This is a genomic window from Thermocoleostomius sinensis A174 (assembly GCF_026802175.1).
In the GTDB taxonomy this organism is placed as follows: Bacteria; Cyanobacteriota; Cyanobacteriia; order Elainellales; family Elainellaceae; genus Thermocoleostomius; species Thermocoleostomius sinensis.
In genome coordinates, this window is the sequence record NZ_CP113797.1 from 951988 (window position 1) to 972735 (window position 20748).

Here is a 20748-nt window from a genome sequence, read left to right on the forward strand (position 1 = left end):
GGAAATAAAGAGGGGATTAGCATGAGTGTGCACCTTCTCCCCTCACCTGTATTCGTCTTGTATGGAGCGAACCGGCAATGCACCCGGTAGATGCAACAAGCTTGTGTAGGTTAACAAATCTTGCAACGATCGGTCGCTAACGTTGTGCTTGTGTTGGCAAGACTCCCGGCGCAACTGATAGACGTAGGGTCTCACCATTACGGCGAACTTCGATCGGCAAGTCTTGACCAATTTGACTACGCTCTACGGTTGCTTGAACCGTACCCACATCCGTCACAGTTTGATCTCCAATCCTGAGGAGAATATCTCCAGCGCGGAGTCCGGCACTGGCAGCTGGAGACCCTTCCGCCACCCGTACAATTAAAACGCCCTCATCGTCCGTTACGGTAAAATCCGTACTCGGATCAGCATTAATTTGCTCTTTCAGTTCTGGCGTCAGTGGCATCATTTCTACCCCTAAATACGGGTGATCCACTCGACCGTTGGCAACCAATTGATCGGCAATGCGCTGCACAGTGTTGATGGGAACCGCAAACCCTAGCCCTTGAGCGCCGCTAATAATGGCCGTATTCATGCCAATTACTTCCCCTTGCTGGTTCAGCAACGGCCCACCCGAATTGCCCGGATTGATGGCAGCGTCGGTTTGAATGAAGCCTACTCGGCGATCGCTAACCCCAATATCGGCACTCGAGCGTCCAGTGGCGCTGACAATCCCCACTGTGACAGTATTATCTAGTCCCAGAGGGTTACCAATCGCAATGGCCCATTCTCCCGGCTGCAACTGCTCAGAATCTCCTATTGGCACAGTGGGTAGATCGGTCGCCTCAATTTTGACAACCGCCACATCGGTGAGAATGTCTTGCCCAAGAACTTCACCATCAAAGCGACGCCCATCGGTGAGCACGACCGTCACCCGATCGGCCCCGTCAACCACGTGAGCATTGGTGAGAATAATGCCGTTGGCATCGATAATAAAGCCAGATCCGGTTCCTTCCTGTACCCGCGAGGAAGGGGGAAGGCTATCGCCAAAGAAGCGACCAAAGGGATCTTGCACACTAGGGCCACGTCTTAAAACTGTACGCTGCGAATCAATACGTACTACGGCCGGCCCTACTCGTTGAGCCGCGTCTGCAATGAAGTTTGAATTTTGGGGCACAGCTGCACTCGAGCGATTGTTGGGAACCTCGGTGCGGACGGCTGTTTGTTGTGGAGCAATGGGGGATGCTAGGGTAGATTGCTGAGGCGGCGGAGCAGATTGAGCATTGAGAAGACGATCGCCCACTACCACCCCACCTGCACCCAGTAGCAGTAAGGATAAATAGGTCAAGGTTTGTTTCATTCGGCTAGCCGAAGCGGGGCGTCTCGACTCACTTCGATTGAACTCACCGTCTGAAAACGAATCATAGGTAGAACGGGGATTGGTCTTCATACGCAGCTATCCTTGTCTCCAAGAATTATAAAACTATGGAAAAAGCTGAAGCAGCAATCAAAGCAACAATACAACAAAGCAACTATTCGGAACTCGGCAGAAAACCACTAGTAATTAACGTATGGTGAGAAAAAAAGAATCTATACGACTATCACCTACTTACAGTTGTCTACTTTCGTGTAGCCTCATTCATTGTCACCTTTCCTCAATAGTAGTCTTACATCTTTGAGTACTGTGCCCACTGCTACGTCGATATCTATAAATACAATTAGGAAATACGATTTTTAGAATAGCTAACCGATATGGCGCCTTAGTGACAGTCTCGTCACAGTATTATGAAATTCCTGGGTGATAAAATAGCGCTTTACGACTGTGTATTTCCTACTCCCGATCGCCCCACCTTTTTGTCACTGAAAGTTCATCTCAAGAAAACAGCATTGACAAACCCGGTTGATATCTTGAAATCACAGGTGAATGAATGCTGCGGAGGAGCAGTTCGCAAACAAGCTTTAGGAAGTCCGAATGGTTTTCCTTTCTGCGACTGTTCCTCTTTCCCATTTTAAACGCTCGTCAATCGACCCCAGTTTAACCTGGGCTTGTCTCAGGTACGAACAACAAAGGACGATCGAGCTTTACCACAAACCTTATCGCTAATCATGCCTTAACTAAGCTTTACACACTTTGGCACGGGTAAAGGAACCCACGAGTAGGTTTTCACTGTGTTCCTTCACCCGTTCAATGAAATTGATCACTGACAAGATTTAACTAGTACTGCGGCACTGAGGGATCAACCTCCTGGCTCCAAGCATTGATTCCACCCTTGACGTTGATGCCATCTACACCAGCCTCTTTGAGGAGAGAAATTGCTTTTGCCGATCGGCCTCCCATTTTGCAATGCACAATGAGTTTGTGCCCATTCAGCAGTTCTTTGATTTTGGCAATTCCGTCACCATTTTCAATCTCTGGTAGTGGCACCAACACTGTGCCTGGAATCTGGGCAATTTCATACTCGTTCGGGTTCCGAACATCTACAACGACGTAATCCTCAGCCCTACTATCTAAAATTTGCTTGAGTTCTTGAACTGTAATTTCTTCCATGGCAGCTTGTTGTTGGGCTTCAGCGGCTTTTGCTTGCGGAATTCCACAAAATTCTTCATAATCAACCAGCTTTTCAATCACCGGACGCACTGGATTAGGACGCAGCTTGAGTTCGCGAAACGTCATATTCAGGGCATTATAAAGCAACAGCCGACCGCTCAACGTTTGCCCTTGTCCTAGAATAATCTTCACCGTCTCAGTGGCTTGAATTACCCCAATGATCCCTGGCAAAATTCCCAATACGCCTCCTTCAGCACAAGATGGCACTAAACCAGGCGGAGGTGGTTCTGGATAGAGATCGCGGTAATTGGGTCCACCTTCATAGTTAAACACTGTTGCTTGTCCCTCAAACCGAAAAATGGAGCCATAGACATTCGGTTTATTCAACAGCACACAGGCGTCATTAACCAAATAGCGAGTTGGAAAGTTATCTGTACCATCGGCGACCACATCATAAGGCTCAAGAATGCTAAGGGCATTCTCTGATGAAAGCCGAGTTTCATACAAATCCACCTGGCAATAGGGATTAATTTCCAAGATGCGATCTTTGGCGGACTGAATCTTAGGTTTCCCCACCCATGACGTGCCGTGAATCACCTGTCGCTGTAAATTAGAGTAGTCCACTACGTCGAAGTCTACGATCCCAATACGCCCAATTCCAGCAGCGGCTAGGTAGAGCAACAACGGAGAACCTAGTCCTCCTGTTCCAATACACAAAACGCTTGCGGCTTTTAAGCGCTTTTGTCCATCTAAACCAACCTCTGGCAGGATCAGGTGACGGGAATAGCGTTCATATTCTTCTTTACTAAGCTGGATTTCATCCAGATTGGGATTTAGCATGGCAATCTTGACTAACCACGTGTAAGGTTTGAGAAATTTGAGGGGATGAGAGTGTGGCTTACTTCTATCTTATTAGAGCAGTGTGAGAGACGTTTGAGGTTATTAAATTTTAGGTTTCACTAAAATACTCTACTCAAGCGTCCCTCTCAATGCTAATCTGATTGAACAGCGTTGCTAAGTTCACTCTGTTTTTTGAGCAACAGGTTCTTTAGCAACAGGCTCAGTGTTATCTACCTGATCTGGACTAAGTCTGGGCTTGAATTCTAGATTAAGTTTAGTGTATGCTAGATAAGCGCTTGTTAAAAGACATGCCGGGATAGCTCAGTCGGTAGAGCAGAGGACTGAAAATCCTCGTGTCGGCGGTTCAAGTCCGCCTCCTGGCATTCAAAGTAAATCAAGAAAAGCTACGGCTAGTAGGGGTTTTGCTTACCCAAGATTTCTTTACCGGAGATCTTGGGTCAATTTTTTGGGGGCTTTTGGGGGACTTTGGGGCAAAAACTGGTGGAAAACTGGTGGAAGTGGTGGAGGTGCTATAACGTAACTAGCCACTAGGAAAAGGAGAGGATGATGTTCTCCAGAACGCCTACGGGTCGAGCCTCCAAAGGTTCTGTCTCTATCATCAATACCCACGATCGCCTCCAGCTTCGCTTCAGCTATGGCGGCAAGCGTCACTATGTAACGCTGGGACTACCTGATATCGCCACCAATCGAAAACTGGCTGAATTGAAAGCAGCGGAAATCGAAAAGGATATTCTTTACGAGCGGATTGATCCCACCCTCGAAAAGTACAAACCTCAATCTGCTCTCAGTACAATTACACCCACTACACCTACTACCAAAGCCAAGCCGCAGTTGGATGAACTGTGGGCAAAGTACAGCGAGTTTAAGAAGCCCCAGATCAGTCCTAGCACCTATGTCAAGGACTACATCAAGTGCCGTAACCACATTAACCGCCTGCCCGCTCGTTCTTTGGACGACGCTCTGCTGATCCGCGACTACCTACTCGAAAATCTCACGCTGGATGCGGCAAAACGCTGCCTGAATTACTTGAAAGCCTGCTGCAACTGGGCAGTAGAAGATGGGCTAATTGATACGAATCCTTTCGTCAGCATTGAAGATCAAGGCTCCCAAAGGCTTGAGTGAAGATGAGGATATCAATCCCTTTACCAAAGAGGAACGCGATCGCATTATTCAGGCGTTTGAGACCGATCGCTACTACAAATACTACGCTCCCCTGATTGAATTCCTATTCATGACGGGCTGTAGACCTTCCGAAGCCGTTGCCCTGCAATGGCAACATATTTCCGCCGATTGTTGTTCTATTCGGTTTGAACAGGCAGTTGTCGATTCCGAAACAGGGCTGGTTTTTAAGAAGGGACTCAAAACCCAGAAAAAGCGAGCATTTCCTGCCAACGACCGACTGGCTGCACTTTTAGCATCGATCAAACCCGCTCATGCGACTGGGGAAACCAAAGTTTTTCCATCGCCAAAGGGCACCTGGATCGACGTTCATAATCTGACAAATCGGGGATGGCGCGCTGTTTTATCAAAGTTAGAAGGCATTGAGTACCGCAAGCTTTACCAGACTCGGCACACCTTTATCACGGCTGCCTTAGAAACAGCAGTGACGATGCCTGATGGCAAAATTAAAATGCTGGATGCCAAAGATGTAGGCAGGCTGGTTGGTACAAGTCCTAAAATGATTTATGAGCATTATGCTGGACAGGCAAGAGAATTGTTTGTACCTGAGTTTTAGAGATGAGTTGAGGGACGATCGCATCCTAACTGGAAGTCATTTTCACAATTCACGTCACGTTTCGCTAGAGTTGGCTTCATTCTGTTGCCAGTCCCGAATCCAGGCTCGAACATAACGTACTACGCCAATATCATCGGTTGTCTGGCGTTGCTGCACAAACTCTGCTAAAACCGCTGGCGAAATCATTGGGAAGGTGGGGCTAAACTCGCACTCCACATACCCACCACCTGACCAGCGAGAAATCGTGATGCCTTGCTTGGTGTATCGCCACACTTCCGGCACCTGCAACTGCTGATAGATGCCCATTCGACGAGTTGAGGAACTGGTGATGTCCACCTCTACGGCTAAATCTGGAGGCAAATCCTCCGGTAGTTCCGGATCTAGCCCTTGCAGTCGATCGGCATTCTGAATAAAAAAGCAGGAGTCTGGCTCCACGCCCTTCTGCAAATCTTCGCGATCGAGCGTCGTTGAACCATAGCCCTTGATACTCAACCCCAGTTCCTCCACTAGTGCAGTAATAATCAGTTCCAGCAGCCGATTGATAATTTCATGCAGCTTCGACGGCATCTTAATTTCCAACGTCCCCTCGTCATAAGTCAGGCGGGATGCCCGATGATTGCCCAGATCTGCCAGCAATGCCTGATAAGTCTGCCAGCTTACGTTTTCTAGCACCACCTTCTGGGTCACTTTGCCTTGTAGATCGTCTACCTGGAGGTCATCAATTTGAGCCGGAGTTGTCACCATGCCGTTTCTCCATCGCCGTCAGCCTATTTCAACTTTAGCCGACTTGGGTAGTGTTCTAGACCTGTGGATGGTGCTACATAGAAAGACCAAATTCATAACGGTTTACGAATAATCCAATGACAATGTCGTGCATCCACTCCGACTTCGAAAAACATATCGTTTTACGTGCTAATCGTTTAATCCGAGTTCGTAGTGTTAGATGTTTCCGCTCAATCTTCTGGGTGTAATGCTTGCCGATCTCATGCTGGTTCTCCGCCAATATCCGAGTGTATCCACCCCAACCATCTGTGTAGAACCGCTTAATGCCAAAGGGCATCAACAACAGCATTAACGATTCCAGCGCAGCATCGGTGTGGGGAGCCAATACATAAGCCAAAACTTCTCCAGTCCTATGGTCAATTGCATGCCACAACCAGCGTTGCTGTTTCTTGTTGCCCACAAAGCTCCACATTTCATCCATCTCGACTTCATCGACCCGCTTAACCAAAACTTCGATTGCCTTTGACTGAGATGCTTGTTTTAGCAATGTTGGGTTAACCTGCTTCAAGTGCCGGGATTTTTTTTAATTCCTCGATCACCGTTGTCGGGCTAATTTTCAGCACCCGAGCTGTATCCCGGATACCACTGCCATTGACTGCCATGTCCACAATTTGTTGTTTCACCTCTGGCAGGTAGCCTTGGTAGCAATAGTGTCGAATGAAGGTGCTACGGGAGCACTGGGGATTACGACACTTGTAGCGTTGTTTGCCCTCCTGAGATTTGCCATGTTTGACCACATCAGAGCTATTACAAGCAGGACACAAAATAGGTTCTTGAACCATAAAGCATTTGCAGGTAGAGGCAAAACTACTCTATCTCAGTTCCACAGGTCTAGAACATTACCCACCAGTGCCAGAACGCTGATCCAAATTGGCATCGCTCCCTCAAAAATTTTCTCTTGGGCTTCAATGCCACGCCTGGCTCGTACTTGTGAAGCCACATCAACGTTCTTGAACTCGGTAGCACGATGCGTTGCGGTGATATTTTGCCGCGTGAGTCGTTGCAGAGTAATCCGGGTCATCATCCGGTCTGCGGCAGCTAGCTCGCACACCACCTCACAATCCGGAACATCTGAAAGCGCTTGCCAGAGGTAGTAAAGCTGGTGTTCTGGTGAAACAAAGCCAGTGGGTTTGGACCCAGGGCTAAAGCGCCTACAAACTTACCTCGCACTCGCACCCATTGGCGATCGGCTTTGGGATGAGAAGGATGACCGTGTTCGCCTCGAATCAGCACTGAAACGGCATGGAGATCTGCTTGGATCTCTTCTTCCAGGGAGAGACCACCCTTGTTATCCTGCAAGACCAAGCATTGAGGAGGAGGAGGGGGATGCAACGTGTTAAATTGCTGCCATAAGTAATTCCACAGATCATCAGCCGTCATTGGGGAAGCCTGAAGCCCCATACGGGAATTAATCAAATTCTCCCAATGCAGATAGCCGTAACTGAACGCGCGTTCTAGCATTTGCTGGTAGTGTTCATATTCCTTACGCTCCTTCATGCCTTTGAGCGTGTCGTACTGCTCAATCATCCAGGCAAGGAACTTCTCTAACCGATCGGAACTCATTCCTTTACCCGGTTCGATCGTGTATGTCGCAAAGAGGTAGAGCTGTTTCGTTTGTCGTTCACTATTTTCGGTTAGCGATCGCGTGGAACGCTGTTGCGCCAGAAGTAAAAATTGTGTTTCCAAGCTGTCAGTTGCATTGATTAGCGGTTCTAATTCCTGCTGACGCTCCCCATCATCCGCAAACGAATGTAGATGGATACGAAGCCGATCGCCTGAACGAAAGCCTTTCAGTCCAGCTTCGATTCGTGTCAGGGTTGCTTCGGCTTGTTCTCTGGAGAGCATGGTGTGAATGCCTGGTGCTTTAAAGCCAAACACAAAGCTAAATTGTTGTCCTCGTTTGAGCAGGTAAGCGCCGACATTTCGCCCTCGCAGAGCAAGTTTACAAATGCACTCCAAATGCGTTTCGTCTTCAAACGGCTTGAAGTGGTAGCGTTGATTTCCAGTCCGTGGTTTAGTTGTCATCATGGTTCAAACAGCGGGTGTAGCGAACGTGTCCTCGTTTCCAATCTGGGACAGCAACAAACTTGTTCGTGAACTTCCAGGTTTTCTCTCCCACCACAATCCACCAACTACTGATGCCCCAAGCACTCACGACCATGAACACCGCAAAGCCCAGATGTAAAAGGATTTGAGTCAGGAAATACGCGAGAACCAGAATGATACCGGATGGAGCCAGTAGGTTGGCAGGAAGGGGTCCTAGGGTGGGTTGTTGTCCCAGGCTTTGATTTACTAGTCGAAAGGATTGCTCATGTTGCTGGGTCATGATGGCTAGCTCCTGAGAAGGAACGGAAGCATAAGTTTAGCCACCGGCTCCCCCACCTGCACCTCCGCCTGCTCCCCCACCTGCGCCATCTCCAAAGAACAAGGCACTCAATCCCTCTACCAAGACAACAGCCGCTACAATGATGAAGGCATTTTGAGCCAGGGGTTGCCATTGTTCTCCCCGTTGAGCTTGGTAGATGGCAAAGAAGACAGAGCCCACAGCAGACACCCAAATGACAACACGGATTAGCCCAAATAGGAAGGTAATGATCTCACTGTCCAGATATTCCCCGAAGATAGTGTCTACCTCGTCTTCAGCCGTATCGAATATCTGAGCCAGAGCTGGATTGGCGTTAGCAGTGATGTCTAGGAATAGGAGTGTACCCAACAGAAGCCCCAGTGTTCTATACCCTCCCAAGCGTTGAAAACAAGGATGAGAAGCAATCGCTGCTATTCCTTGATTAACAGCACCTGGAAAGCGCAAGCAAAGACAACCGATAGCGACTGCAAAATGAAGTGCCAGTGGAAACTGAAATACCAGAAATAATCCACCAATTCCTAATGACATGAATGCTGGAAGAGACAGCGATCGAACAAAATATCTACCTTTGCTAGAAGGCTTGGGAGAAAAACGAGTATTAATCATATTGAAAATTCCTGAAACGAAAATCAACAATCAAGTTGAAAATCAACACGAATTCACACAAAGCAATGTGTAGCCTTGCATTGAACCTTGTATAGAAAATTCTCCTCACGACCTAACCCGAACTGGGTCGAGCGCAGTCAATCGCAGTAACGATTCAATTCCTCAACCGACAAAAACAAACAAGCTTTCTTTCTTGAGGCGGTCAGCAGCGTAGAGAATTGTACCGGAACACTCAAGATAACCTGCATAGCTGCTACCCCTTCAAATACTCAGATACTTAAAAGGTGGTAGATTGCGCCCTAAACGAAATCAGTCAAATGAGGATGCAGAGAAAAGATAGAATCACGAGAATCCTAGTCGTAACCCTTGAAGCAGTAGGAGCAAAAATCAATGTCCTACGAAAAGCTATTTATGTTGTACTTAAGGTAATAGTCCAACAATTTGCAGCAACCCGCAAGAGACTTTAAACTTACTTAGGAATTCGGTGTACTTTCTTAAAGTCTATGAGCTAACCTGTGGGTTACAGCATCAGTCATGGCTTGGAATATAGCTTCCTCATTCCGAGTTTATGGGGAACAAACGGATCGAGTATGCCAAGCAGCAAGTTTAATCTTGAAGTCTTCTGGTGTAACCAAGCTGGCATCTTTATCCTACGAAGTAGGACAATCCTACAATAAAGTCAATATAAAGTGACCTTAGCTTCCAATCCACGCACCATAGGGTTTCTATAAAATCGCTATCACGTTATTTACTTCCCCAGCAACGAGATTTACGATGACATCAGTTGCACTGATGGATATTCGGCTAGATGTCAAGCTCCAAGAGTAAAGATGGAGGAGCACCTTCCAATCCCAAGCCAGGACAAGATGAGAACCCAGAAGGGGCTTGTCGTCCTACTTTTTATATGAGTACGGATCTGTTAGCTGCGATCGAAGCCCAATCGGTGGCGGAGGATAAAAAACGATCGCCCTTTGTGGCTGAGGTATTAGAGTTCCTGCTGACTTCTCCGGTGGGTGAGCAATTGCGGGAGAATGCTCAGAAACATCGTCGTAGCCTGATGCATGAACTAGAGAGCAGCCTGGTGTTGTTCAATGATCATATTCCAACGGCTCGGATTGTGGAGTTGGCAGAAGCCAGTCAACGACATCCCGATCAGATGCTCGTTCGGCTCATATTGTTAGGACTGCGAGTGTATGAACGGGCGATCGATCGAATGGAAGCAGACATTGAGGGCAGCAACGAGTTGCCTTAATCTTGAAATTGCTTAATCTTTTTCAACAAATATTCCGGATAGTTAAGAATCTTAATGTATCAATAGACAAATGAAAACTACTGATACTCAAAGTCTCATTCATCTGTGAACTACTGACTGAGGTAATTTAGCTCCGTCGCAGAGCGGATTGCCTGATGTTTGCAATTTAAGACAAGTACAGTTTGACAATATCGCTGTGTTTAGCAATTGATACAGCTTGGGGCTTGAGAACTTTGCTTTTCAAGCAAGTTGTTAAGAATTCCGTTTTGCTTGTCTTCGACCGTTCGGATTTTAAACTACGATGGGTCGATATTTGACTAGGCGCTATGTGGCAGTCGATTGGGATGAGGTAGTCAGGTTAGCAGGTCTCGACCAAACGCCGATCGCAGAGATTCGTTACACTGCTGACGCGGAACTGATTCATCGCACTGAGTGGTGGGCATGGTGGTCGGATGAGTTGTTGACAATAGCGATCGGGCTACCAGAATCGCTCCAGCCTGAAGGATTGTCTCCAGATGCAGTAGAGTTGATTACCGACGTTTGGGAAAGTAATTCTCTAGCCCCTCAATGTGAATGGACACTGCTAGCACAGGTGCAACGTATCTTCAACATAGAGTTGGTGGTGCCATCCAGCCAAGGAAGTGATCGATCGCAAACTTGGGAGCGGCTAACAGTTGAACTGGGTAATGGGCAACAGAGAATACTATACCGGGTCTGGATGCGAGCGGATGAAGGGTATTCGTGTCAGATTCGTACAGAACCACCAGAATAACAGAGTGAGTTAGTCAAACTTCTCCAACAGCATAGGCATGACACGCGATCGGGTTGAATGCCAAGATAGTGGAAATTCTAGACCTATCTTCCCTACCCGATTTTTGAAGGAGTTTAAGCATCTTGCTGCCGTCTATTTTTGATACCTGTATTCCCAGAGAAGAGATTCTGGCTGGAGAATTGTCGCTTGATCTCTTTGCCGCGAAACTCCGACTGGTTGTGGAGGGGAGTGCTCCCAAAGTTTATCAAGATCCTCAAGTCTTCTTTGCCAATACGTTCCCCACCGATGGCTTAAAAACCTTGATTTCAGAGGTGTTTGGTCGGTTGATGGGAGCATCCGTTGGTTCCCCGATCATCCGCTTGGAGACTAGCTTTGGGGGTGGGAAAACCCATGATGAAATTGCGCTGTGGCACATTGCCAAGCATGGACGGCACATTGCAGGATTAGAGCGCTTTGTCGAGCATTTGCATTGGATTCCAGACCATCCGATTCAAGTCGCGGCGATCGCCTGTCAGGATCTTGACCCCGTGAATGGAGTTTATCACTCTGAAACCGGCATCACAACTTATACGCTGTGGGGTGAGATTGCCTATCAAATTGGTGGAGTTGAGGGCTATAGCCTGTTGCGGGGATCGGACGAGAAACGGGTCAGCCCTGGCACCGTTGTATTGGAACGATTGACAAAAGGACAACCAACTCTGATTGTGCTCGATGAGATTGCTCGCCATTTACGTGCCGCAAAAGCAACCCCGGTGGGAAATAGCGACTTGGCAGCCCAGGTCGTCGCCTTTTTGTTCTCGCTGATGGATCTGGCGGCAGCTTGCAACAACCTGGTTTTTGTCTATGCCCTGGCTTCGTCCTCCGATAGTTTTGGAGAAGAAACGATCGAGATTCGAGAAGCCATTCAAGCCTCTGCTCGGCAGGAGCGTGTCCTTAGTCCGAGTACAGACGTAGAAATTTACAACATCGTCAAGCAACGAATTTTCAGCAGCGTTAACGATAAAGCAGCAGAAGCAGCGGCACGGGAATACCTGGGAACCTATCGAGCCAGTCGCCTCACGTTGCCAGATGGTTGCAAGGATAGTCATTACGCTCAGGTGATTCAGGACAGTTACCCCTTTCACCCAGAGCTATTCAGCCTGCTGACGAAGAAGATTGCATCCATCCCCAACTTCCAGCGCACGAGAGGGGCTTTGAGACTGTTTGCCAGAGTTGCCCGCTTTCTCTGGAGAGACCCATCTGTGTGGACTCCGTTGATTCATCCTCATTGTTTGCCGGTTGGAGTTGACGAGGAGATCACGAGCGACTTAACCTCTCGCTTGGAGCGTCCTTTGATGCGGTTGCCCATTCAAGCAGATATTTACAATCCAGATGGACGAGAGGCCCACGCTCAACTTCAGGATCAGGAATGGTTGGCGGCAGGCAAACCTCCTTTCTCTAGTTGGGTGAGCAGAACGATTTTCTTGCACTCGATCAACCAGGGAATTACGGCTGGGATTCGCCGTCCTGAATTGAACTTGTCCCTGCTGATACCAGGAGTTGAAGTTGGGTTTATGGATATCGCTTTGGAGCGGCTCAGTTCTGTGGCCTGGTATCTGGACAATGACCCGGTGACTTCGATCGCCCGCTTCAAGGAAGAACCTTCGATCAACAAAATTATTGCTGAAGAAAAGGAGCAAGTCGGGCGCAGTGAGGCAAAGGATGACTTGCGATCGCGCCGTGACACCATCTTTGCTGATAAGTTCTTCAAGCTCATTCCGGCTCCAGAGAGTCCAGGAGATGTGGATGATGTGGCTGAACCCGTTGCGCTTTGTCTGATTGACTTTGACGAGGATACCGTCAAGAGTTCCACCGATGAACCACCTGGAGTCGTAGAGCGCATCTTCAATAACACCGGAGATTCTGGCAAGTTTCGCACGTTTCGCAATCGGCTGCTGTTTCTGGTGGCGAATCGGTATGAGTTGGAACGGGCGATCGAGAATGCCAGGGAGTACCGCGCCGTTAAGAACATCCTCAACTCTGCCAATCGACTAGAAGACCTCTCAGAAAGCCAGCAGAAGCAGCTTAAGGATAAAGCGGGCAGCATGGATCTGAGCGTGCGAGTGTCGCTTACGAATGCTTATCGCCATTTGTTCTACCCGTCCAATGATCCGGTTAAAGCAGCAAAGGGACTGATGCACTATCCCCTTCCAGCTCAAGATGTTGGAGATGTGAAGGGCAAGAATAACCAGCAAGAAGTGATCCTGAAAGCCCTGAAGGATTGCCAGAAGGTGCGCTCGGAGGATGCCCTGCCTTTTGCTCCTGCCTATGTGCTGCAAAAGGTTTGGCCGTCTGGATTGGACTCCTGGACGACAAAGGCACTGCGGGAGGCGTTTGCCAAAGATTTGGGGTTGAATATTTTGCTGGATGCCGAAATCTCAAGACTACGAGATACGATTCGGCAGGGTTTGCAGACGGGGCAATGGGATTTGAAAGTCGGTGAGCGGGTGTTCATCAAAACGGATGAAGGCTTGCCTGCATTGCCAGAGACGATCGAATTTTCCGAGCGCATGGTGCTGTACCGTCGCGGTATTTTGGAACCTCCCAAACCGAGGGAAATTGAATTGAGTGCCCAGGTGATGCCCAGTACCGAAGCGACCAAACCTGTGCGAGTACGTTGGCGGGCACAGGGAGCACTGACCGTTAGTTTGTACCAGGATGGTAACTTGTTGGGGCAAGCTTACCGACCTTCTGATGAGTACGAAGGGACGATCGCTCAAACCACTGTGTTTCGGGTTGTGGCAGACTACGGCAATGGTGAAACCGCACAAGCAGAGACAATGGCAAAGGTTGTGGTTTATAACAACGGCGGCACGGGTGGTAGTCCAACGGTTAGCAACGGTTCCACCCTTTTCGCCATCAAGCCAGAGCAGTTTGATTTGGAAGGAACCCCGAACAGTGTGTTTAGCGGATTAGGCGATCGTGTCCACGATCACAAGGTCAAGGGGATTACGGCGTTAGAACTCTCGGTCAGTCAGGTGATGGATTACCGGAAGCTCACAACCGCCCTGCCTTTACTAGCAAAATTCCCCATCCAGATTGATCAAACCGTCACAATTCAAACCGGAGATCAGTTTGTCCGGCTGGAGTATCAGGGAACGATGCGAGGCTTTCAGAGTTTTTTGACTCCGACCAATGCTTTGTTGAGCAGTCCCGATGTGCAGGCAAATGTCATGCTGAAGCTAGTAGTGGAGTTTCCATCCCCTGTGGAGCCAGAAGGGCAGGAAATTCGAGCGATCGCTCAAACATTGAGTCGAAATCCAGTCGATCGCGTAAACTTGATAGCACGAGTAACATATTAGTTCTGTAGGGCTACTGCCCATTGTCTGTCTGTTGTGTTGCCTCCCGTCTATGCAGGAATTTCAGCTTCGCGTTGTTCCAACTGACAATAACAACTTTGCCCTGGAGTTGTATCAGTGTGCCTATAAGAAGGCAGGCGAGAAGAAGCGCCCTGCGGCGAAGCGGATTGGGCGACTGAGGGGGCAGGCATTAGTACAGGCACGACAGGCAGTTTATGACTGCTTAAAAACAAACGGCTATGATCCAAAAACGTTGACCAGTTCCCGACAGACCCCTTATACCCTGAGTGAGGAATCGGGGGTGAATTTGGCTTTACTGTTTCAGACCTTGCAACCACTCTCGAAGCCTGAGCGAATTGCCAATATTGCTGCTGGGGTGCGATCGATGAGCAATGAGGAATCGCACTATTGGTTTGCGAAGGTATCGAATGGCAAGCGGAGCCAAGCATTAAGAGCAATTCGGGTATTGCTAGGAGATTGAGCCATCAACTACCGTCGTATTCTGTCCAAGTAGACTTCAACGAATGGCATATTCTTTCCAGGGAATAGCGTGAATTGGCACTCTTGCCAGAAAACGAGTAATGTCTTTACGTCCGTAGTAGGTTGGAATTCCCACGGAATCCTGTGCCATCAGCACTATGGGTATTCCTGGGAAATAGGGTTGAAAGGATCGAACCATCCGCTCTGCCTCAGATGATTGATTAAGGATGTGTCTTTTAACGATCACGATAGCAAAAGTAACCCCTTGCTCTTTAAGCATCGCACCTTGAAATTTCATTCATACCTCCTTGACAAAAACATTCCATAGTGGCGGCTGGAAACTTTTGACGACTATTGAGTAGAGGAGTGGCACGAGTTCAAAAAGTTGATGCCACTCCTCCACCGACCAATAATCCAATCTGAGCTATTTAGAGCCTTTGTGTTTTGTTGGATCAACGAGACGGTAACGTTGACCTGCCTGTGGAGTGGGAGGCAAAGGTTCACCCTTAGTGACCGTCCTTTCCTCTCCGGTGCCACCACCACGGGAACCCGTAATCTCGTATTGCCCGGAGCGTTGAGCAATTTCGCCAGGACGCTTCAGTTCTTCAGGCATCGTAATTCTCCTAAATTGAGAGTAAGTTATCAAACTAAACAAATTTTGTCTCGTTCGATATTCATACGCTAGCATAGAAAAAAGAAAAGTTGTCAAATTCGGATAGGATGGTTTTGGATGCGTTTGATTATCGAAAGTCAGGAGGGTCATGAATTATGCAGAACTAGGTCGCCGGATTCGCCAAGCTAGAGAGGAGGCTACCTTGTCTCAAGATGTTGTGGCACAGCATCTTGGATTGACTCGTTCTGCTGTGTCGTTAATTGAAAGCGGCAAACGGAAGGTAGATAGTCTAGAGCTTCGTTCTTTTTCTCAGTTAGTTGGTAGGAGCGTTGCCTTCTTCCTGGATGATGAAACAGCTACAGTTAAGGCTCAGTCTTTAGATGACGAAGATCCAACCCAGATTCTTTTCAGCGCCAATCAGGTTGTAGATATTTCACAGGATCGTTCTCAAATCGAACGATTCGCACAGTTTCATCGAGAGTTCGTGCATCTTGCTCGAATGCTAAACCGAATGCCAGGTCAATGTTCTACTCAGCCGCGTTATAACGTCTACAAGCCGACTCCAGCGGCTGCAAGATGGATGGCAAATCAGGAACGTGCTCGGTTAGGATTGCCGCTTTCTAGTCCTATCCAGGATATGCGGAGCATCCTGCAAAGCCAGGGTGTGAGAGTCATGGGATGGGAGCTGGTCACACCAAAGCTCGGAGGATGTTTTATTTTTTCGCCAACGCTTGGTTCATTTGTCCTGGTTAAACGCAATCTGAGAGACTATTCAGCCAATATGGTCAACTTTGTATTGGCTCATGAGTATTGCCACGACCTGATTCATCGGCAGCAGAAGGGGATTACTTGTGATCCCAGCAGGCATTATCGTAAGCCTGAGGAGTATTTTGCTCAATGGTTTGCCGCCAATTTTTTGATGCCAGAAGAAGCTTTGGTTCCTCGTCTACAGAGATATCTGGAGCAGGGTGAAGGGGTGATTACGCCTGAAACTGTGATGAACTTGGCGCTTGACTTTGGTGTGAGTTATACAGCGATGTTGAATCGGATGTCGAGTAAGGGGGTGGAACTGATTGATGCAGAGACTCGTAAGCAATTAGAAAAAGCAAAAGTGACCAATCTACTCGTTCAGATAGGGCGTACTATTCCACGCTTTGAAATCAATCAATTTCCTGTGGAGTATGTGGACATGGCATTTGAAGCATATAGCCTGGGGCAGATTAGTTTGGGTAAGTTGGCAGAATTGTTAGACGTACCGATCGAGGAGGCAAAGGCGCAATTAGAGAAACGTGGCGTGCCAATTGATCTAGGTGTGAGCAGTGAGGATGATTTGTTCCGTGACATCGAGAACGCCTGAACCTGAATCGTCACCCATCATTTTTGATAACACTGTCCTGAGCAACTTTGCTCTGGCGCAGTCTTTTGAAATATTACGGAGGCTCTACGAAGGTAGAGCCTTTATTTGTAGAGCGGTGTTGCAGGAAATTCAAGCAGGGATAGAAAGTGGTTGGAAATATCCTCAACTGCGGAGTAGAACCCGACTACAGGCAGTTAATCAGGCGATCGAAGCAGGTTGGCTACAATTTCCGGATAATGATGTAGATCCCAGTGATGAAGTTTTAGAGTTGAGACTGGCTTTGGAGTATGGTCAACGGTTTGGGGCAGGAGAAGCAGAGGCAATGGCGATCGCTCGTACTCGTGGTTGGGTATTGGCAACGGATGACGGTGCAGCAAGAAGATTTGCTCAAGAGCGAAGTATTCGCCTTACGGGAAGCTTGGGCATTCTGATCAAGGCGGCTCAGCAAGGAGTTGTTCGGTTAACCGAGGCGGATGCACTCCATGCTCGAATGATTGATGAAGGCTATCGCTCGCCTCTCCCCTACGAAAACGGTATTTCTGGCTATCTCAATCGGCAACAAACAAGGGATAACTGACCCATGACTGACTCCACTCCCAAACGCAAACCCGTCTTCATCGAAAAAATTATGCCTGTGACGCTGCTGAATGAGCAGGTGTATTACGAGCATGGGGGCAATCCCTTCAAAGGCTTGCATCGGTGGTATTCACGGAAGCCGTTGTCGTTTAGTCGAGCGAGTGTGTTGGGATCGCTGCTACCTCTGCGGATGTGACGATCGAGGAGTTTGAGTATCTGCTGGGGCTGAATCGTCGGGTGGCGGGAATGCAGGACAAGACGACGAAGCTGTATAAGACTCCGCCTTCGCCCGATCGCATCCAGAAGGTGCAGGAACTCTGTGAGCAAATGTGGGGCACGAAAACGCCAACGGTGTTGGATGCGTTTGCGGGGGGCGGCAGCATTCCGTTTGAGGCGGCGCGGTATGGGTTGAATGTGCTGGCTTCGGATCTGAACCCGGTGGCAGTGGTGACAATGAAGGCGGCGATCGAGTATCCGCTGAAGTTTGGGGCAGATCTTCAGGTGGAGATTGATAAGTGGGTGAAGTGGGTGGGGGATGAGGCAGAAAAACGTCTTGCCCCGTTTTTTCCATCATTGCCAGGGGAGAAAGTTCAAGCTTACTTCTGGGCACATACAGTCATGTGTCCTAACTGTCAGTCTGTTGTTCCTTTAAGTCCTACCTGGTGGGTTGATAAATCTCCTGCCTCTGCAAAAAAAGGTGAATGGTGTGCTGTTTACCCCATTTCTGATCTAGAAAACAAACGAGTTTGTTTTGAAATGATTCGAGGTAAAAAGGGTTCAGCAACAACCATACAAACATCTACTGGAGAATATGATCCATTAACACAAGCAACAATTAGTCGAGGTACTGGAAGATGTTTGAACTGTGGAAATATTATTGAGGACGAGGCTATTAAATCATTTGCTCAGTCTTGCGGGTTGGGTGATCAATTATATGCAGTAGCTTTTAAGAAGAGTAATGGGTCTCTTCAATTTAGAATTCCCGTAGACCTAGATTTTGAAGGTATCCAAAAAGCTGAAGAGTCTCTATCTAAAAAAAGGATTGAGTGGGAGTTATCTGGTTTCATTCCTACCCAGGAAATTCCTTCTAATACTCACAGGGGTACAGATATGTATCTCTATGGAATCTACCATTGGCAGAAATTATTCAATGACCGCCAACTTCTGACATTAGCAACCTATGTAGAGCTTATTAACGAAGCAAAGGAAGAAATTCAAAAAAGTTATGAATCTGGAGTAGCTCAGGTTTTGTTAGCCTATTTAGCCCTTGCTTTTGATCGTTGCGTTGACCGCAATTCTCGTTTGGGACATTGGAGTTCTGCTTCTAATATGTCTTTTCATGGTGCTTTGGCACAGCATTCCCTGAACTTAATGTGGAATTATTATGAAACTACAGGAAGCTCTAGATTGTGGCAATCGTATTCTCAGAGCATAAGAAATGAATATAGTGATCTATGCTCTTTATTAGATGTCAGTAGTCAGTTTAATATTCTTGTTGATAAAGACTCTGCTGTTGATATTCAGGTTTCTCTAGCGTCTGCTGATAGCTTAATTCATATTGCTAACAAATCTATTGATGTAGTTGTAACTGATCCTCCTTACTATGACGCAATTAGGTATGGTGAAATTTCTGATTTCTTCTATGTCTGGCTGAGAGCAAATCTGTTAGATATTTTTCCAAATCTATTTTTCAATGAATTAACTGATAAAGATAATGAAGCGATCGCCAACCCTGGACGATTCCGCAACATGGGAGCCTCGCCCGAAGAACTTGCCAATCAGGACTATGAAGCAAAAATGGCACTCGCCTTTGCCGAATACTACCGAGTCCTGCGCGACGATGGCGTGATGACCGTCCAGTTCAACCATAAAGACTCCGGCGCATGGGATGTTCTCGCCAAATCCCTGATTGATGCCGGGTTTGAAATCACCGCATCCTGGGCAGTCAGCACCGAAAACCCACAAAACCTGCACCAGGCACAGAAAAACTCTGTCTCTAGCACCGTCCTCCTCGTCTGCCGCAAACGCGCCCCCAACGCCGGACAAGCCTGGTGGGATGACCTCCGCCCCGATGTCGCCAACCTCGTCGAACAACGCGCCCCCGAATTTGAAGCCAACGACATCACGGGCATCGACCTCTACCTGAGTGCTTTCGGTCCCGCCCTCAACGTCTTCTCCCGCAACTATCCCATCCTCGACTCCTCCGGTAACGAAGTCCGCCCCGAAGAAGCCTTTGCCGAAGCCCGTCGCGCCATTGCCAACTACCGCTTCCGCAAACTCGCCCAAACCGACACCGCTGGATTCGACCCCCTCACCACCTGGTATATGCTCGCCTGGGATGCCTTCCGCGCCCGCGAATTCCCCTTCGATGATGCCCGTCAGCTTGCCTTGGCAGTCGGAGGCTTCAACGTCGCAGACCTGGCAAAAACCTACAAACTGCTCGACTCCACCAGCGGCACCTGCAAATTCCTCACCCCCCAACAACGCCACAAAAAACGCGCCTTCTCCCTGGTCGAAGAAGAATTTTCCGCCCGCTATCTCATTGATGCCCTCCACGCCATCATCACTCTGTACCTGGAAGAACAGGCGATCGAACCCGTCCGCCGCTTCCTCAAATCAACTGGGTTACTGAGTAATGACTTATTTATGCGATCGTGGGAAGTCGCCCTCAAAGTCATCCCCCGTATCGGCGACGAACGCAAACGTATCCCCGAAGAAAAAGCTCTCGCGGATTTGTGGTTGGCAATGGATGAGATCAAAGCCAAAGTCGTCTACGTTCAGCCCGAACTAGACTTAGGGTACGGGCAGCAAACCCTGAATTTTGATGCGATCGCGGAGGATACCTAAGATGAAATCTCCTGTATTTCAAAAAAGAGATTTTTCTCAGGTCAATCTGAAAGAGGCATTTGAGCGGCTTCAACTCACTCGCCTCATTCCCTGGAAGATTGATTGTTCGGCAATCACTCCTACTGATTTCTTTTGGCAATATCTCGATCGCTTGCAGTGTTTTAGCCTTCATGAAGGAAGAGAGGCAAAACAACCCTTCATTGATGCAATCTGCCAGGAGGCACTATCGGGGTTCACTAGTCTTAAATGTTGGAAGGGTGCAGTCCTAAAGAGCAACGACTTACGCTGCAAGCTTCAATATTTGTTTACTTCAAAGAAAAGTGGCTTAGAACCCCCCTTTCTTCTTTCTATTGCTGAAGCCTATCAGGATGACTTTGAGCAGGGTTTAGCTCGATGCCTGGTTGAGATGCAAGTCTGTCAATGGCAGAACCGTCAAGCCAATCATGAAATTGATGTGTTTGGAATCGTCACCAATGGCGAAGGTTGGCGATTCTATCGACTGACTATCACTGGAGAGGTTTACGAAACCCCAGTTTATTCGGTTGGCGACATGGATCTTTTACTTGGGCGATTACGCCACATTTTTGAACGTTGTGAGCAAAACTTGCTTCAAGACATCACGCCGTAAAAACTGAC

General features: G+C 48.1%; 20 protein-coding genes, 1 tRNA gene and 1 pseudogene. 12 read left to right on the top strand and 10 right to left on the bottom strand.

Annotated features, from left to right (window positions below; translation table 11 throughout):
• Positions 1–136: 136 nt before the first annotated feature.
• Both OXH18_RS04120 and moeB read right to left on the bottom strand, forming a co-directional pair.
• Positions 137–1429, bottom strand: a complete 1293-nt coding sequence (locus tag OXH18_RS04120; RefSeq protein ID WP_268611152.1) for an HhoA/HhoB/HtrA family serine endopeptidase — start codon at positions 1427–1429, stop codon at positions 137–139.
• Between the two features lie 765 nt (positions 1430–2194).
• A complete protein-coding gene (gene moeB, locus OXH18_RS04125; protein ID WP_268611153.1) occupies positions 2195–3367 on the bottom strand; it encodes a molybdopterin-synthase adenylyltransferase MoeB in 1173 nt (390 codons plus the stop codon).
• Between the two features lie 310 nt (positions 3368–3677).
• Between moeB and OXH18_RS04130 the strand changes: the two genes are divergently transcribed.
• The 4 genes from OXH18_RS04130 to OXH18_RS04145 all read left to right on the top strand — a co-directional run bounded on the left by OXH18_RS04130 (position 3678) and on the right by OXH18_RS04145 (position 5123).
• Positions 3678–3750 (top strand) — tRNA-Phe (locus tag OXH18_RS04130).
• Positions 3721–3903, top strand: a complete 183-nt coding sequence (locus OXH18_RS04135) for a hypothetical protein (RefSeq protein ID WP_268611154.1) — start codon at positions 3721–3723, stop codon at positions 3901–3903. Before OXH18_RS04130 ends, OXH18_RS04135 begins: the two co-directional genes overlap by 30 nt.
• A gap of 28 nt (positions 3904–3931) precedes the next feature.
• Positions 3932–4510 carry an Arm DNA-binding domain-containing protein gene (locus tag OXH18_RS04140; RefSeq protein WP_268611155.1) on the top strand — a complete coding sequence of 193 codons (579 nt, stop codon included), beginning with the start codon at positions 3932–3934 and terminating at the stop codon, positions 4508–4510.
• On the top strand, positions 4503–5123 hold the full coding sequence (locus tag OXH18_RS04145) for a site-specific integrase (RefSeq protein ID WP_268611156.1): 621 nt from the start codon (positions 4503–4505) through the stop codon (positions 5121–5123). Before OXH18_RS04140 ends, OXH18_RS04145 begins: the two co-directional genes overlap by 8 nt.
• Positions 5124–5177: 54 nt before the next feature.
• Here the strand turns inward: OXH18_RS04145 and OXH18_RS04150 are convergent, their stop codons facing one another.
• The 6 genes from OXH18_RS04150 to OXH18_RS04175 form a co-directional block, all read right to left on the bottom strand.
• Positions 5178–5867 carry a Uma2 family endonuclease gene (locus OXH18_RS04150; RefSeq protein WP_268611157.1) on the bottom strand — a complete coding sequence of 230 codons (690 nt, stop codon included), beginning with the start codon at positions 5865–5867 and terminating at the stop codon, positions 5178–5180.
• 73 nt (positions 5868–5940) lie between these two features.
• A protein-coding gene (locus OXH18_RS25595; protein WP_449369399.1) for an IS1 family transposase occupies positions 5941–6688 on the bottom strand; the annotation gives its coding sequence in 2 pieces (ribosomal slippage) (positions 5941–6415 and positions 6414–6688; 750 coding nt in all).
• A 35-nt stretch (positions 6689–6723) separates the two neighbouring features.
• Positions 6724–6930 (bottom strand): hypothetical protein, encoded by a 207-nt coding sequence (locus OXH18_RS04160; protein WP_268611158.1) that lies wholly within the window; start codon positions 6928–6930, stop codon positions 6724–6726.
• Between the two features lie 14 nt (positions 6931–6944).
• On the bottom strand, positions 6945–7934 hold the full coding sequence (locus OXH18_RS04165; protein ID WP_268611159.1) for a hypothetical protein: 990 nt from the start codon (positions 7932–7934) through the stop codon (positions 6945–6947).
• Positions 7921–8232 (bottom strand): hypothetical protein, encoded by a 312-nt coding sequence (locus OXH18_RS04170; RefSeq protein WP_268611160.1) that lies wholly within the window; start codon positions 8230–8232, stop codon positions 7921–7923. Before OXH18_RS04170 ends, OXH18_RS04165 begins: the two co-directional genes overlap by 14 nt.
• A gap of 36 nt (positions 8233–8268) precedes the next feature.
• The gene (locus OXH18_RS04175; RefSeq protein ID WP_268611161.1) at positions 8269–8877 is read right to left on the bottom strand and encodes a hypothetical protein; all 609 of its coding nucleotides are present in this window, start codon (positions 8875–8877) and stop codon (positions 8269–8271) included.
• An 808-nt stretch (positions 8878–9685) separates the two neighbouring features.
• Between OXH18_RS04175 and OXH18_RS04180 the strand changes: the two genes are divergently transcribed.
• The 4 genes from OXH18_RS04180 to OXH18_RS04195 all read left to right on the top strand — a co-directional run bounded on the left by OXH18_RS04180 (position 9686) and on the right by OXH18_RS04195 (position 14720).
• Entirely contained in the window at positions 9686–10129 is a 444-nt protein-coding gene (locus tag OXH18_RS04180; protein ID WP_268611162.1) for a hypothetical protein, read from the top strand.
• Positions 10130–10430: 301 nt separating this feature from the next.
• On the top strand, positions 10431–10901 hold the full coding sequence (locus tag OXH18_RS04185) for a hypothetical protein (RefSeq protein WP_268611163.1): 471 nt from the start codon (positions 10431–10433) through the stop codon (positions 10899–10901).
• Positions 10902–11023: 122 nt separating this feature from the next.
• Positions 11024–14242 carry an ATP-binding protein gene (locus OXH18_RS04190; RefSeq protein WP_268611164.1) on the top strand — a complete coding sequence of 1073 codons (3219 nt, stop codon included), beginning with the start codon at positions 11024–11026 and terminating at the stop codon, positions 14240–14242.
• A 49-nt stretch (positions 14243–14291) separates the two neighbouring features.
• Positions 14292–14720: a DUF7680 family protein gene (locus OXH18_RS04195; RefSeq protein WP_268611165.1), complete on the top strand. Its 429-nt coding sequence runs from the start codon at positions 14292–14294 to the stop codon at positions 14718–14720.
• A 36-nt stretch (positions 14721–14756) separates the two neighbouring features.
• Here the strand turns inward: OXH18_RS04195 and OXH18_RS04200 are convergent, their stop codons facing one another.
• Entirely contained in the window at positions 14757–14918 is a 162-nt protein-coding gene (locus OXH18_RS04200; protein WP_268611166.1) for a hypothetical protein, read from the bottom strand.
• Positions 14919–15143: 225 nt separating this feature from the next.
• Positions 15144–15332, bottom strand: coding sequence for a YjzC family protein (locus OXH18_RS04205; RefSeq protein ID WP_268611167.1), 189 nt, complete (start codon positions 15330–15332; stop codon positions 15144–15146).
• 202 nt (positions 15333–15534) lie between these two features.
• On the opposite strand from OXH18_RS04205, the gene OXH18_RS04210 reads away from it, so the two are divergent.
• The 4 genes and pseudogenes from OXH18_RS04210 to OXH18_RS04230 all read left to right on the top strand — a co-directional run bounded on the left by OXH18_RS04210 (position 15535) and on the right by OXH18_RS04230 (position 20740).
• Positions 15535–16689: an ImmA/IrrE family metallo-endopeptidase gene (locus tag OXH18_RS04210; protein WP_268611168.1), complete on the top strand. Its 1155-nt coding sequence runs from the start codon at positions 15535–15537 to the stop codon at positions 16687–16689.
• Positions 16690–16804: 115 nt separating this feature from the next.
• Entirely contained in the window at positions 16805–17266 is a 462-nt protein-coding gene (locus OXH18_RS04215) for a hypothetical protein (RefSeq protein ID WP_268611169.1), read from the top strand.
• Positions 17267–17269: 3 nt separating this feature from the next.
• A pseudogene (locus OXH18_RS04225) lies at positions 17270–20112 on the top strand (DUF1156 domain-containing protein).
• Position 20113: 1 nt separating this feature from the next.
• Positions 20114–20740, top strand: coding sequence for a hypothetical protein (locus OXH18_RS04230; protein WP_268611172.1), 627 nt, complete (start codon positions 20114–20116; stop codon positions 20738–20740).
• Positions 20741–20748 lie beyond the last annotated feature (8 nt).

What these genes read in the sequence shown, in the direction of transcription:
- OXH18_RS04120 (WP_268611152.1), bottom strand. Translation starts at nt 1,429, where the DNA reads ATGAAGACCAATCCCCGTTCTACCTATGATTCGTTTTCAGACGGTGAG.
- moeB (WP_268611153.1), bottom strand. Translation starts at nt 3,367, where the DNA reads ATGCTAAATCCCAATCTGGATGAAATCCAGCTTAGTAAAGAAGAATAT.
- OXH18_RS04140 (WP_268611155.1), top strand. Translation starts at nt 3,932, where the DNA reads ATGATGTTCTCCAGAACGCCTACGGGTCGAGCCTCCAAAGGTTCTGTC.
- OXH18_RS04150 (WP_268611157.1), bottom strand. Translation starts at nt 5,867, where the DNA reads ATGGTGACAACTCCGGCTCAAATTGATGACCTCCAGGTAGACGATCTA.
- OXH18_RS04160 (WP_268611158.1), bottom strand. Translation starts at nt 6,930, where the DNA reads ATGATGACCCGGATTACTCTGCAACGACTCACGCGGCAAAATATCACC.
- OXH18_RS04165 (WP_268611159.1), bottom strand. Translation starts at nt 7,934, where the DNA reads ATGATGACAACTAAACCACGGACTGGAAATCAACGCTACCACTTCAAG.
- OXH18_RS04170 (WP_268611160.1), bottom strand. Translation starts at nt 8,232, where the DNA reads ATGACCCAGCAACATGAGCAATCCTTTCGACTAGTAAATCAAAGCCTG.
- OXH18_RS04175 (WP_268611161.1), bottom strand. Translation starts at nt 8,877, where the DNA reads ATGATTAATACTCGTTTTTCTCCCAAGCCTTCTAGCAAAGGTAGATAT.
- OXH18_RS04180 (WP_268611162.1), top strand. Translation starts at nt 9,686, where the DNA reads ATGTCAAGCTCCAAGAGTAAAGATGGAGGAGCACCTTCCAATCCCAAG.
- OXH18_RS04185 (WP_268611163.1), top strand. Translation starts at nt 10,431, where the DNA reads ATGGGTCGATATTTGACTAGGCGCTATGTGGCAGTCGATTGGGATGAG.
- OXH18_RS04195 (WP_268611165.1), top strand. Translation starts at nt 14,292, where the DNA reads ATGCAGGAATTTCAGCTTCGCGTTGTTCCAACTGACAATAACAACTTT.
- OXH18_RS04200 (WP_268611166.1), bottom strand. Translation starts at nt 14,918, where the DNA reads ATGGTTCGATCCTTTCAACCCTATTTCCCAGGAATACCCATAGTGCTG.
- OXH18_RS04205 (WP_268611167.1), bottom strand. Translation starts at nt 15,332, where the DNA reads ATGCCTGAAGAACTGAAGCGTCCTGGCGAAATTGCTCAACGCTCCGGG.
- OXH18_RS04230 (WP_268611172.1), top strand. Translation starts at nt 20,114, where the DNA reads ATGAAATCTCCTGTATTTCAAAAAAGAGATTTTTCTCAGGTCAATCTG.